13 protein-coding genes are annotated in these 13,938 nt (G+C 35.4%); 6 read left to right on the top strand and 7 right to left on the bottom strand.

The genetic code is table 11. The annotated features are described in order from the left end of the window. The first annotated feature begins 11 nt into the window (after positions 1–11). Positions 12–929: a bestrophin family protein gene (locus DRF61_RS08250; RefSeq protein WP_111955897.1), complete on the top strand. Its 918-nt coding sequence runs from the start codon at positions 12–14 to the stop codon at positions 927–929. 57 nt (positions 930–986) lie between these two features. Here DRF61_RS08250 and DRF61_RS08255 read toward each other — a convergent pair whose 3' ends face one another. From DRF61_RS08255 to moaA, 5 genes are read right to left on the bottom strand one after another with little or no spacing between them, the layout of a single operon-like run. Then, positions 987–2,021, bottom strand: coding sequence for a HesA/MoeB/ThiF family protein (locus DRF61_RS08255; protein WP_111955899.1), 1,035 nt, complete (start codon positions 2,019–2,021; stop codon positions 987–989). A 23-nt stretch (positions 2,022–2,044) separates the two neighbouring features. Then, entirely contained in the window at positions 2,045–2,647 is a 603-nt protein-coding gene (locus tag DRF61_RS08260; RefSeq protein ID WP_111955901.1) for an NTP transferase domain-containing protein, read from the bottom strand. After that, positions 2,628–3,104, bottom strand: coding sequence for a cyclic pyranopterin monophosphate synthase MoaC (gene moaC, locus DRF61_RS08265; protein ID WP_111955903.1), 477 nt, complete (start codon positions 3,102–3,104; stop codon positions 2,628–2,630). The genes DRF61_RS08260 and moaC overlap by 20 nt, the downstream gene beginning before the upstream one ends. A 7-nt stretch (positions 3,105–3,111) precedes the next feature. Next, positions 3,112–4,311 carry a molybdopterin molybdotransferase MoeA gene (locus DRF61_RS08270; protein ID WP_111955905.1) on the bottom strand — a complete coding sequence of 400 codons (1,200 nt, stop codon included), beginning with the start codon at positions 4,309–4,311 and terminating at the stop codon, positions 3,112–3,114. A gap of 2 nt (positions 4,312–4,313) precedes the next feature. After that, positions 4,314–5,300: a GTP 3',8-cyclase MoaA gene (gene moaA / locus DRF61_RS08275; RefSeq protein WP_111955907.1), complete on the bottom strand. Its 987-nt coding sequence runs from the start codon at positions 5,298–5,300 to the stop codon at positions 4,314–4,316. Between the two features lie 155 nt (positions 5,301–5,455). On the opposite strand from moaA, the gene DRF61_RS08280 reads away from it, so the two are divergent. Further along, positions 5,456–6,298, top strand: coding sequence for a helix-turn-helix domain-containing protein (locus DRF61_RS08280; RefSeq protein WP_111955909.1), 843 nt, complete (start codon positions 5,456–5,458; stop codon positions 6,296–6,298). 652 nt (positions 6,299–6,950) lie between these two features. After that, on the top strand, positions 6,951–8,018 hold the full coding sequence (locus tag DRF61_RS08285; protein WP_111955911.1) for a hypothetical protein: 1,068 nt from the start codon (positions 6,951–6,953) through the stop codon (positions 8,016–8,018). A 112-nt stretch (positions 8,019–8,130) separates the two neighbouring features. Here DRF61_RS08285 and DRF61_RS08290 read toward each other — a convergent pair whose 3' ends face one another. Both DRF61_RS08290 and DRF61_RS08295 read right to left on the bottom strand, forming a co-directional pair. Continuing rightward, positions 8,131–8,445, bottom strand: coding sequence for a helix-turn-helix domain-containing protein (locus DRF61_RS08290; protein WP_111955913.1), 315 nt, complete (start codon positions 8,443–8,445; stop codon positions 8,131–8,133). 6 nt (positions 8,446–8,451) lie between these two features. Continuing rightward, positions 8,452–8,889, bottom strand: a complete 438-nt coding sequence (locus DRF61_RS08295) for a transposase (RefSeq protein WP_111956229.1) — start codon at positions 8,887–8,889, stop codon at positions 8,452–8,454. Positions 8,890–9,157: 268 nt separating this feature from the next. Between DRF61_RS08295 and DRF61_RS08300 the strand changes: the two genes are divergently transcribed. The 3 genes from DRF61_RS08300 to DRF61_RS08310 all read left to right on the top strand — a co-directional run bounded on the left by DRF61_RS08300 (position 9,158) and on the right by DRF61_RS08310 (position 13,925). Beyond that, the gene (locus DRF61_RS08300; protein WP_111955915.1) at positions 9,158–12,175 is read left to right on the top strand and encodes a sensor histidine kinase; all 3,018 of its coding nucleotides are present in this window, start codon (positions 9,158–9,160) and stop codon (positions 12,173–12,175) included. Further along, on the top strand, positions 12,150–12,764 hold the full coding sequence (locus DRF61_RS08305) for a response regulator transcription factor (protein ID WP_111955917.1): 615 nt from the start codon (positions 12,150–12,152) through the stop codon (positions 12,762–12,764). The genes DRF61_RS08300 and DRF61_RS08305 overlap by 26 nt, the downstream gene beginning before the upstream one ends. 414 nt (positions 12,765–13,178) lie before the next feature. Then, positions 13,179–13,925, top strand: coding sequence for a hypothetical protein (locus tag DRF61_RS08310; RefSeq protein WP_111955919.1), 747 nt, complete (start codon positions 13,179–13,181; stop codon positions 13,923–13,925). Positions 13,926–13,938: the final 13 nt, after the last annotated feature.

Here is a 13,938-nt window from a genome sequence, read left to right on the forward strand (position 1 = left end):
ATCATTTAGTAATGATCATAAGAAAAAAAGAACACTGGTTCAGAATGCTTTTTGTGTGGCACGGTTCTGTTTTGCCTGCCTTGCTTCCCCGTTTGGGATTGCTTTTAATCCTTTCTTTATTGGTGACCTATTTTCATGGAATAATACTTTCATTTAAAGTTCCGTTAAATCCTGCGCCACTGACGCTGTTTGGCTTTGTACTGGCCTTATTCCTCGGGTTTAGAAATAATGCCAGTTATGACAGATTTTGGGAAGGAAGAAAATTATGGGGTGCCTTGTTAAATACTACACGTGCATTGACCCGGCAAGCAATGACTTTAAGCAATATAAAGAACAATACAATTTCTGTCCATAGCTTTGTTAACTTACTTAGCTCCTTTGTTTTTGCGCTGAAACATCAACTTAGAGGAACAGATGCTTATGAAGATTTAAAATCAAGGCTTAATGAAGACCAACTGAAAATTGTTGCAGGATCAAAATATAAGCCGGCAGTTATTATGCGGTTGCTTGCAGAATGGGTTCAGAAAGCGAAAGATCAAGGTTACTTAGATTCTATCCAACAGGCGCGTTTTGATGAGAATTTTGATAAGCTTTCTGATATTTTAGGAGGTTGTGAAAGATTGGTTTCTACCCCGATTCCTTACAGTTACCGTGTTCTGTTGCATCGAACGGTGTATATTTATTGTTTTTTGCTGCCTTTCGGTCTTGTAGATTCGCTGGGATGGTTTACGCCTCTTATTGTCGTATTTGTAGCTTATACATTTGTTGCATTTGAAGCGATTGCAGATGAAATTGAGGAGCCTTTTGGAACAGATGCGAATGATTTAGCCTTGAACAGTATGTGTATTATGATTGATGAGACCATTCATGAGATGGTGGGAGAACATATTGCTGTTTCTCAGAAAATGACTCAGAATATTATTGATTGATGCTTAAAAAAGAAGATGATTATTACTTCTGAATGATTTTAAATTAAGAAGTATTTATTATATTTTTTGAATGCCGTCTTTTAAAGAAAATACTTCCTTTTCAGGAAAGCTCTTTTTTATTTTTCTTACCGCTTCTGTACTTCGCTTCCCGGATTGACAATAAACCAGAATAGGTTTTGAACAACCCGAAATATAATCTGAATGATCCTGTAATTCTTCTGCAGGAAGATTGATTCCTCCTATATTAAACTGTTCATGCTCTTGCGATGTACGGACATCTATGATTTCAAAATGATCTTTCTTCTGCATCAGCTGCTCAAACGTAACGGTCTCAACAGCCTGAGGTAAAGCTGTAATCTGCACAGAAGTTTTTCTTAATTTAATAATCTGTGTTTTGCCGTTCAGAACATTCATCATCCAGAGTTTTCCTGCCAATGAATCCTCGGGATTTGTAAAATATTTTATGGCTTCATTAGCCTGCATACATCCTATAATTCCTGCCAGCGTAGGAAGCACGCCGCCTTCTCTGCAGTTCGGAACCTGTGATTCTTCCGCGTTCGGAAAAACATCACGGTAATTGGGAGAGTAAGTACCGTCTTTCTGTATAACATTCCAGATACTTACCTGGCCTTCGTATTGGTAAATAGCGCCATATACTAAAGGTTTTCCTGTCAATACACAAGCGTCATTCAGCAAACATTTTGTTTCAAAATTATCAGTTCCTTCAATGATTAAATCAAATTCAGAAATCAAATCCATTACATTTTCAGAAGTTACCCGAAAATTGAAAGGAATGATTTTTACCGATGGATTTTGTCGCTGTAATTTTGTAGCGGCAATGTCAACTTTTGATTTTCCAATATCTTCCGGAGCATATAAAATCTGGCGGTGCAGATTGCTTTCGGAGACTGTATCATCATCCGCAAGACCAATTGTCCCTAGACCTGAAGAAGCAAGATATTGTGCCGAAGGACAGCCCAATCCGCCCATACCTACTATCAGAATTTTAGCATTTTTAAGTAATTCCTGGGAAGAAACACCAAATCCGGGTAAAGCCATCTGGCAATGATAACGTTCAAGCGGGTCACTCATATGTTTTTTATCTTCGGTTAAATCTATTTTCTTAAAATTTCCTTTGCCTTTGCCATATCTTCAGGTGTGTTCACATTCATCAAAGCTTCTGGGTTACCAGGTTTCAGGATTAATGTATCACTGTTGATCAGAACTTTTCTTGGACAGGTATTTCCTGATCCTAAAAAATTGAGGAGCAGAGGATAACTTTTAGGTTCCCAAATGGTAATCAACGGTTCTGGAAGCCCATCAAACGGGCTTTCATAAGTGGTTGCTGCTTTTTCGGTATTTCTGCTTTCAATTAAAAATTCTAAAGATTTTTTATCCAATAAAGGTAAGTCGCAGGCAACGACTAACCATGCTTTATCTCTTTGAGAGCGCAACGCCGAAAGTATGCCGCCGAAAGGTCCCATATTCAGAAAAGTATCGGTAAGGGGCTTGTAATCCGTATCAAAATTTTCCAGTTGGTCTTGTCTGCAGGAAATAAAAACCTCCTCACAAAATGGAGCTAAAAGATCAGCCGCAAAATACCGCTGCTCTTTGCCATGCCAATTGATTTTATCTTTAGGATTTCCCATTCGCTGGCTTTTTCCTCCTGCCAGTATCAGTCCGTTTAATTTGGGGAAATCAGTCTCTTTTGAAATCATTTTTTCCTCCTGTTTTTTCGATGAGTTGTATTTCTTTTATCACAATGTCATGGCTCATTGCTTTGCACATATCGTAAATGGTAAGTGCAGCAACAGAAGCTCCTGTCAGTGCTTCCATTTCGATACCTGTTTTTGCTTCAATCTCTGCAGTACAATAGATTTCAATTTCATTTTGAGAGCTGATTTCAATATCTATTTCACAGTTATCCATGCCGATCGGATGGCAGAGAGGAATCAGATCACCGGTTTTTTTTGCTGCCATTATTCCTGCAATGATTGCAGTCTGGAAAACAGAACCTTTTTTAGTTTTAAAATCATCCTTTTGAAGCGCTTCCAGAATGTTTTCAGGAAGTACCACAATGGCTTTGGCAGTTGCTTTCCGGTGGGTAATTTTTTTACCGCCTACATTCACCATACCCGGCTGTTCCTTTTTATTAAGATGTGAAAAATTTGTCATAAATACATTAAAAATTATATTTCCAGATTCTATATACTTCGCCTTTCTTAAACTCAGTTTTTTCCAGGGGAAGTTCTATGAACGCATGAGTCTCTGCGAGATGGGAAAAGTCTCCGGAACCATTGGTATTTACTGATTCGGCGATTAATTGTCCCGATGGGTTCACACTGAGTTTTACCTGCGCAAAATACTGAAGTGGAGATGGAAAATCTATATCATTTTGCAAAACGGCATATTGTGCTGTTTCCAGGATCTCCAAAGATTTTTCCAACCAGGGAATAAAATACCGGTGCAGACACATAAATACGGAAACCGGGTTTCCCGGAAATGCAAAAATCAATTTTTCGTTTTGGCTTTTTCCAAACCAGAACGGTTTTCCCGGTCTTTGTTTTATTTTATGAAAAATTTTCTCTACTCCCAGTTCTTCGCAGGCTTTGGGCAGATAATCGAATTTCCCCATAGAAACCCCGCCGCTCATCAGCAAAATATCATAATTTTCGATACATTGGGAAAGTTCCTTTTTTATAAATTCAAAATCATCATTCCAATGCAGCCAGTCAGCACTTATTCTGTATTTTTCCAAAACGGATTTTATAGTAATTCCGTTGGAGCGTCTTAACTGAAATGGAGTAGGGATCGTTTCAGGTGGCACCATTTCGTCTCCTGTGGAAATAATGGCTACTTTGGGAAGTCTTTTCACTGTTAGAAATGTTTTTCCCACTGACGCAGCAATCCCGAGAATAGATGGAGTAATGAGCTGATTGGCTTTTACCAATATTTCTCCTGCCTTTTTATCTCTTCCTTTCAGATGGATATTCTGTCCTTTTTTAACATCGATAGTAATGCTTGCAATATTGTTATTTATCAAAATATCTTCATAGCGTATGACAGTGTCCATTGAAGAATCCAAAGCTGCTCCGGTCATAATTTCTATGCATTCGTTTTCGTCATCAATAGAAACCGGAACTTCTCCCGCTGCCTGTACAGCTTTGATGGTAAAGGTGCGAATTCCTTTTTCAAACGAATTAAAACTGATGGCAATTCCATCTACTGTTGACCTGTCAAATGGCGGCAAATCGCGATCAGCCAAAATATTTTCTGCTAAAATTCTTCCTAAGGCATTTTCATAGAAAATCTCCTCGGTTCCGAAGTCTTTGATTTGGGAAAGTATAATCTCTTCTGCCTGCTGTACGCTGATCATTTCCATAATTATCCTCCTATTGTTGCCATTGACTGATGGATTTGTGAGGCGGTTAAACTCAGTTTCTGAGCTTCCCAGCCGTCTTTCGGTTTTTTGTGTATGCTGCTGATAATGATGTTTTTCAACTCTTCATCTGTTTTTCCCATACGGATTTCATCTTTTAGGTTGACACCGGTTCCTTCATATAAACAGGTTCTGAGAATACCGGAAGGGGTGATCCTTATTCTGTTGCAGTCTCCGCAAAATGAACGGGTATAAGCTGCAATGATCCCAATATTTCCTGCAAAGCCTGGGATCTTATAGCTGTAAGACGTTGAGCTTTTAGGATCATCTGTCTTTTGGATTTCTGGGAAATGATCTTTAATATAGCTGTAAATTTGTGTAAAATTCCATTTCAGGGAAATATCAGTATCACTTCCGTTAAAAGGCATTTCTTCAATAAAGCGGACATCTACCGGAAGCTCTTTTGCGAGCATGACCAATGGAATGATATCCTCAGTATTTTCCCCTTCCATGACTACCGTGTTGATTTTTACTTTTATATGATGTTGTAATAAGCTGTCTAAAGTTTTCATCACCTGATCAAAACTATTTCTTCTGGTGATCCGGAAAAAGCGTTCCTTATCGAGTGTATCAAGGCTTAAGTTGACAGATTTGATCCCGAATTTTTTAAGTTGCGGAATATACTGTTCAGTAAGAAGACCGTTGGTTGTTATACTGAGATCGGTAAGTCCATCTAATTGCGATATATTTTGGATGAGTTCAATACTGTTTTTTCTGACAAAAGGCTCTCCTCCTGTTATCCTGATTTTATCTACTCCCAATTCTGTAAATACCGAACAGATTCTGAGCATTTCTTCGTCAGTCATTAATTCCTTTTGCTTAATCCAGGTAAGACCGTTTTCCGGCATACAGTAGGTGCAGCGGAGATTACACCGGTCTACAATAGCAAGCCGAAGATAGTTTATGCTCCTTCCAAATTGATCTGTCAACATTTAAATATAATAAGTCTTATTACAAATATACTGAATGTTTTTCTTCGAAAACGGTAATTCTATACTTGCAGATAATAGACAATATTTATTTCACAATTCCGGATATTAATGAGTATTATCGAATTTAAGTAACTTTATCGGACATTAAATAAGGGATGCAACAAAAGAATAATTCAGCTGTATTGAAAAAAGAGGATAAAAAAGACATTGATGTTATTTATCAGGGCGAAATAAGTTCTTCCGAGCTTAACCGTTTTCCTGACAATTCTTTCACAATCATTATTTTAGATGAATGTATTGATGGTAACTGTATTACGGATATTGATACGTATACCTTAAATTCCCGGCAACTATTTGTTCATCTCCCTAAAAGGAAATATATATGGAACCTGCCTTTGCATGCGAGTGGCAGAAGGCTGATCATTAATGATTCTATTCTTGAAACATTTTCTCCAACATTAAAACATACTTTTTCACCTCACAGTACATACGAAATGATCCAGTCTAACGAAGAAGCTTATGAAAAATTCAGTATGGAATTTGATGCGATTCGTAAAGAAATACATTCGGAAGTTGTATTTCCGGAACTTATTAATGCAAGGGTAAGACTTTTGGCGTTAATGATTAACCTTTGGATAGAGCAGATGCATGGAAAATCTGCATTGAGTGATTACAATAATCCTGCTTTCCGGTTCCATGAACTTGTCGAAACCTATTACAAAACGCAAAAAGGTGTCGCCTTTTATGCTGAAGAGCTATGCATTACTCCCAATTATCTAGGAGTTCTGTGCAGAAAGCAATATAAAATATCTCCATTAGAATTTATAAGACAAAGGATATTATTGGAAGCAAAAAAATTATTACACAGTTCAAATAAGTCAATTAAAGAAATAGCTTTTGAGCTTGGATTTAATAATTTCTCTCATTTTTCCTATTTTTTCAGAAAACAAACAGGCTGGACTCCCAAGAGTTACAGAATGACTATGGGAAAAAGTTAAATTTGATCAACATAGAAATAAAGATATTAAAGGTAGATACGGCAGAAAAGTTGATGTGCAGATTGAAATTTTGTCAATTCTAACTTTAAAATTCAATTCTACATATCCCAATTGTAAAAGGTTGGGTCACACATTCTTATGGGCATAAAAAAGGGGACAACTATCAAATAGTGTCTCTGTAAGTGACTTGACAGGATTATCCCCGAACTCTTTGGCTGCTGATCTTAATTGGATTCCACGGGTATTTTGTTGATTTATAATGTTTTATTTTTTTGGGAATATTCAAGTATTCTTTAAGGTGGTCAATGACTTTTTAAAGTAGAATAATATATAACAGCAGAAGTATAGAATTACTTCTACAACGGGCAAGAGTAAATCGTACGCCTTATCTATCAGTTAGTTACATGAATAAAATATCTTTGTCTTAGAGTTTTATTCTCGGATTCCCTACGATAATAGAATTTTTATATCGCTTCTAAAAGCACAAAATTTTGATTAGTTTCCTTGACTTTGGGCTCTTCTTCTCAACAGAAGAAGAGAACTAGTCACAGACTAAGCAGCCATTTGAAGGGTGAAAATCAAAAGATAGCTTTAATGTATAGGCGATGATTAATGATTAAACACAATAAAATAATAAAAAAAGCAAAAGATTATGAAAAAAAATGTTTCGCCACTGATACTTGTACTGTCAGGTTTCTTATCATTTGGCAATGCTCAGGTTGGCGTAAGTACTTCAAACCCTCAGGGTACCTTCCATATTGATGGAGCTAAGGATAACCCTGCTGTGGGAGCCCCTTCAGTTACCCAACAGGCTAATGATATGGTTGTAACCAACACCGGATCCTTAGGTGTAGGTATTACTGTTCCTACGACTAAGATGCATATAGTTACCACCGCAGCTAATTTAAACAGGTATACCTTAATTGATGCTCCAGCTGGTGGTAATAATCTGTCTATTTTAGCATTGAGAAATACGTCTCCATTGGCTGCCGGAAATTTTTCACTTCTAGGTTTTACAAACAGTGGACCTACATCCGGAGGTGCAAATTGGGGAATTGGAAGTATACGTACCAGTACAGATGAAGACTTTTATATGGGAAATTCTCTTGGTGGAGGTTATCTGGAACGTCTTAGGATCACCTCTGCTGGAAATGTAGGAATTGGAACCTCTGCACCGACAGAATTATTGGATGTAGCAGGTCATACGAGAATTAGAACGATGGATATTGTAGCAGGAACTAATGCTGTAACTCCTGTTTATGCGGATTCTAATGGAGTATTGGTTAAAGCTTCTCCTTCTACAACTTTTGGGGCCGTTCTCTCATCTGCTCTCAACAATCTCGCAAGCGGAGCTACCGGACAATTGATTACGGGTTTATCTGATGGTGGTTTTTATAAAGCTGTGGTCATAGTTGGAGATGGCTGTGGTAATGTGGCAATTGCAGAATATTACGTAATAAATAGCACTGCAAGCAGCTTATATTCGATCAATGGATTAGGGGGGAGTCAAGGGAGTGGAAATACAGCAAAGTCACCTATCTTTAATGAGATCAGTAGATACAGCATTTCAACTGCCTGGACAGATGTGGTTGGTTGTGCGGATGGTGGAAATCCGAGTGCTTTAAACTATACGCTAACCATGCCGGCGGCAGGAACAATAAATATTACTAATAATGGAAACGTCGCAAGAGGGTATAGGATAATTCTTACGAGGTATTAAATTTAAACTTAATAACGCTTTAAAATAAGTCTGCCATAACATATAGCAGACTTATTTTTTATTCTTAATTGTAGGCATTTGTAGGCATTTAGTATTGTATTTTTCGCCCAGCTTAAAGTGTATACTCTTTTTTCCACTTAGCAACAGAATTTCTGCTTAATTTAAAGTGAGTAGCCAGCTGAGTATTATTCAGTTTATTAACTTGTTGATGCATGAGCATATCGATGATAGCATTTTTATCGTATGATTTATGTTGTTGGTTAAATCTTGTTACCTCTTTATCTGTATCATTGAAAATGATTTCATTAAGATTAATAATATCCAGAGTTGTAAGTTCTTCCTTAGCTAAAATAAATGAGCATTCTTCCCATTTTTCAGGATTTTTATGGCTAATAATATCCGTATATAGTTTCTTATAGTTAGGCATAAGGTTTTATCTTTTATATTTTTTAATCCAGGTATAGAAGGTGGCTTTCGGGATATCATAATCATCCATTATCTGCTGTTTTGTTTTTTCTCCCTTTTCAGTCAGTTCCAGGACGAAGTCAATGATTTCTTTTGTGTAAATATTTTTTCTGAACTGAGGCATTGCCGTTTTTTTATTTTCTGTTACTTTATATAAAGCTTTGGAAGGAGAATATAAAATTAAATGTTGGGAATAAACTCTAAAGAAATCATATTTTAAGAGCTTTGACCACCTCAGGAGAATTTCTGAATCTAAGGATTTACTGAGGTACATATTTTCTACCTCTTCTTCTGTACATTTTAGAAAACTGCATATTCGAGAGATTTCTATGTTTGTTTCTCTCACTTTTTGTTGGACTAATGCCCCAATGTTAAGTTGCTTGAAGTTATTTGTTATTGTCTCCATAAATTTCTGGAATTTAAGAACTGACATTTTAGATACACTAGATAATTATCTTTAAACAGATGGAGGTCGTTGCAAAGAGTAAATTAATGATTACTTGTATTACCGTCCAGCTGCCTGCCATGAACCAGTTTTTGTCTTTTACAAAGATATTTGTTGTGTAGCACTTTCCTGAAAATTTATCCTGCGACTTTGTCTTATTGTATGTAGAACATATTCTACAAAATTGTACTGTATAATAGACTAATTTTGCAGAATTACCAATTGTACTATGAGAATATCTATATTGATTATTTTTTTATTTCACTTTCAGCAATCATATGGTCAATATGTTTCTTCATGGTATAATACAGAGAATGGTCTTCCACAGAATAGTGTCAAAGCTATTGTAAAAGATAAGTATGGTTTTATATGGCTGTCTACAGACAATGGAATAGTGCAATATGATGGCTCGGTATTTACAATACATAATAAATTAGCAGTTACCAACTTACATTTTGAAAATTTCTATGGAAATGTGTTGAATGACAGTATTGTAATTTATAACAATAATGACGAGAATAAAATTCTTATAAGAAAAAGAAAAGTCCATTCTATTACAAAAAGCACTTTCACAAGAACATTTACTAAGGAGAAGTTTAATTTTTTAAAAAGGATATCGAAAAATTCTCCGGAATCCAAATACGGCTCTAATACCAAATATTATATAAAGACCAGCTCCGGAAAATATAGTTTTTATAATAACAGGATTATATATACCGATGAAAAAAATAGGCAGACCAAAGTTCCAATTGTCACCACCAATTTATCTAATATATTTCTTAATGGAGAAGACACTCTTTTTCTCGCCGATCCAAAAAACAGAAAAACTTACCGAGTTGATAAGGGAAAGCTAACAACTCTTACGAAGGCAACTCTTTTTAATGATCCTGAAACGAAAATATACTGGCAGCAGATTACCGGTCAGACTTTCATCATCAATAATGATAACATTTATCTTTTGCAGGGCTATAAGAATGATGAGTTGCAATTAAAATTTTTGATAACCTATAAGAATTTTGGAAATCAATTCTTTAATTCTATATTTTATGATAAAGATTTTAAAAGATTATATCTGGGAAGCGTAACCAAAGGATTAAACATTGTACAGCTGACCCAATTTTTCACAGCTCAGAAAAAAATTCATTTTGTGGATGAAGTAAGCAGTTCTTCCATACCATTTAATGAAAATACAATTATAGACCCCTATGGATATGAAGTTAATAAGCATGGGCTCGTAAAGAATCATCATTTCGGTGTTAATGACAAGCATTTTATGTTTTACGATGATTCAGGGAATATTTTGTACAAGAATGACGATGATGTGGTTAGAAGATATAAATCCACCCAATATACTACCACTCATAGCATTCATTTTCCGGGCTTAAAAGGTTTTTTTAAAAGTGCAGACCAGTTTGCCGTTTCTACAACAGATCTTACCCATTCCTATCTACATCTATTTGAAGACGAACAATTAAAGACTATAAATACTACGTTGGAGTTTACTGGATTTGTGAATTCATTTCTGCAATATAACAACGACGAATTTTTGATTGGATGTAGCGACGGTTTGTACTTAGGACGGCTAAAACAGAAAATTGCTGCCCAAGTAGCTAAAGAGATAAATGTAAAAAATATTATCAGAACCTCGGACGGACAGATATGGATAACCACCAACAAAGATGGTTTCTTCTTGTTTAGAGATAAGAAGCTTTTCAAAATGCCTTTAGACCAGAATTCATATTTAAATTCCGCACACTATATTTTGGGGGATACGCATGGATATTACTGGATATCTTCCAATAACGGGTTGTTCAGGGTTGCTAAAAAACAGCTTTTAAAATATTCTGAAAACAATAAGACTCCTGTGTTTTATTACCGTTTTACGAAAAATGATGGCTTATTAACCACTGAATTTAACGGTGGTTCTATGCCTGATGCCTATTCCTTGAAAAATGGTGAATTTGTATTTCCCTCAATGGAAGGGTTTGTATTTTTTGATCCGAAAGATATCAAAGCGTATTATCCCGATAAAAAAAGAATATATGTTGAAAGAGTGAGAATTAATGATTCAGATATTACTTATTTTTCAAAGGATCTTATTTTAGAGAATAATTATAAGAATGCAGATATTTTTATTGATATTCCTTACTATTCAAATTCTTATAACTTAAGAGTTGAGGCAAAGATAGAAGGGCAGGATCCTGACTGGCAGCAAATTGAAATTAAAAACGAAAGAAAATATACTATAAGCAATCTAATCCCGGGTAATTATACTCTGCAATTAAGGGTTCAGGTTTCTCCGGAGGGCAGTTATGCATACAGAACCGTAAAAATTAAAATCAAACCACTTTTTTACCAAACTACAGCTTTTAAATTAGCAGTTACTATTTTATTTTTATTCATATTTATAGTAATCATCTACACAAGAACTAAATTTTTACAGATAAGAAATCGATTGCTCAAAAAAAAAGTATCTAATATTAAAATAGCACTTAAAGAAAGTACGCAACATCTTGAAGCCGTAAAAAATGATATGCAGAAAGAATCGGAGTATCAGAAAAAGCTGATAGAAGCTATCAGCCATGACATTAGTACTCCTGTTAAGTTTATTGCTATGATGTCTCAAAAATTAATCGATGTCCGTGAAGTTGATCTTCAGAAAGAATATTTCGACAGCATTCATCAATCTTCGGAAGAGCTGTATAATTTTACCATGCATCTTAAGGAATACAGTGATTTATTTGGAACTTACGATGTATACGAAAAGCATGAATATCCTATTAGTGAGATATTAATGGCCAAACAAAAACTATTTAATGAAGTTAGTAAATCACAAAATAGCAGAATTGAAATTATTGGAAAGGGCAACATTTATTGTCAGTTTAATAAAAGTATCCTATCGTGTATTGTCCATAATCTGGTTGATAATGCTGTGAAAAATACATCTGGGGGCATCATTTATATTATTGTTGAAGATAATCAGGAGAAGATCACTCTGAAAATAGCAGATACTGGCAAAGGGATGTCGCAGGAGCAATTAACTTATTACAATGGATTGTACCAAATGTCAATGAATGAGGATATTATAAAATTTAGAAATTACGGTCTTGGTCTACATATGGTTATTTATCTTGTAAAAAAAATGTATGCGGATATATCATTTTACAAAAATTATCCTGGTGGAACTGCTGTTGAAGTCAATATTTACAAAAATAAAATGAATGGAAAAAAGAATTTTAATAGCTGATGATCATTCTGTAGTAAGGGCCGGAACAGCCCTGATTTTAAGATCGGCATATCCCGGGCTTACAATAGATTCAGCAGAAAACTATGGACGTGTAAAAGAATTTCTCAAAACTAATCATTATGATCTTCTCCTTTTAGATATTGATATGCCGGGAACAAAATATACCGAAATGATTTCTGAGCTAAAAAATACTCAGAAAGACCTTAAGATTTTAATATTTTCCGCTTATGATCAAAATATTGCCATACAGTATATTCGCAAAGGAGCGGATGGCTATTTAAATAAGTTGGGAACAGAAGAGGATATAAAAAACGCTATAAAAACTATTTTAGAAACCGGATATTTCTACCCGTCTGAGCTTATTCCTTTTATCATAAAGAATTTTGATGGGGGGAATAGTATAAAAAAACTTTCTCCCCGTGAATATCAGGTATTTGAACTATTGGCTAAGGGAAATGGAAATTTAGAAATTTCGAACCATTTGGGTCTACGAATAAATACAATAAGCACCTTTAAAAAGAGAATTTTTCAAAAATTAAAAATTAACAATATAGCAGAACTCATAGAATTATATAAAAATTTACATTAGATGCAGCCTATTTGTTAGTTCACAACAATTTAAAACCCTTATTATCTGTCAAAATAGAATCTATAATTTATATTATAGATTTTTGTTTTTCCAGCTTGCGATCGGGTGCGCAAAGCTCTGCCTGTTTGTAGATTTAGTTCTATAAATAAGCAGAACAAGCTGTATGTGTTATATTTCAACACGCCGTATAAATCAAATACCTTTACGATATAAAAATTGTAACCGGAATCTTTACAGTACGAAGCCTCTTTAAAAAAACAAATCTTTACAGCTTTAAAATGAAGTACTTTCTAATGATGGAGAGGGGATTTACTATGATGATTCCTATAATCTAAGAGCAAATATAATTAAGAAAATAAATATTTAGACACTAAAACGAAGTAATGATAAAAGTATTAACCAATCCCATGAACGATGAAAAAAATTAAGCACTATTGTTATGTCTTTGCTCTCATAACAGGAATTGCCGCGCAGGGTCAGGTAGGAGTTGGCACGGCTACTCCTGATCCTTCTTCCTTGCTGGATTTAAATGCTTCCAACAAAGGATTGCTTTTGCCGAGGGTAGCACTAACCTCTACAGCAGATATTATAACGGTTCCTAATCCTGCAAAAGGACTGCTTGTGTATGCCACTCAAAATTCTGGAACAGGCATTACGGCAATACAGAAAGATACGCTGTATAAGTTTGACGGTACCCAATGGAAGCCTCTTACGACACGAGAGAAATTTATCTCCAATGAATTACCTAAGATTGTTGCTGTAGGAAGAAAAACAACCACAGAGCCCTGTACTGGAGTTGTCACCAGACCGTTTAGCCTCAATCAAAGAAGCAGCAACTTAACTGCCGCAGGAGGCCTCACTGCTCCTCAGAATGGATATTATATGTTTTCGGTGAGAATAGTTCAATTAATGCCGCCAGTTCCCAGCCAGCCTTTTAGTCAAAGTCCATATATCAAAGCCCCAGGTCTGGCTACCTATTCTTATTTGTATAGAGGGGCGGGACTTTCGGCCCAGCCTGCCTCCATATTGGGAGTTATTTATTTAACACAGGGAACTATCACTTCAGGCTTCGAATGGCACCTAGGAAATAATACCTGTACTGCCGATGGTAGAATTCAAGGCCAGGAAGTGACTTGGGAGTATTTGGGAAATCCTTTATAAACTTAAATTTGAT

This window comes from Chryseobacterium lathyri, assembly GCF_003290185.1.
Classification (GTDB): Bacteria; Bacteroidota; Bacteroidia; order Flavobacteriales; family Weeksellaceae; genus Chryseobacterium; species Chryseobacterium lathyri.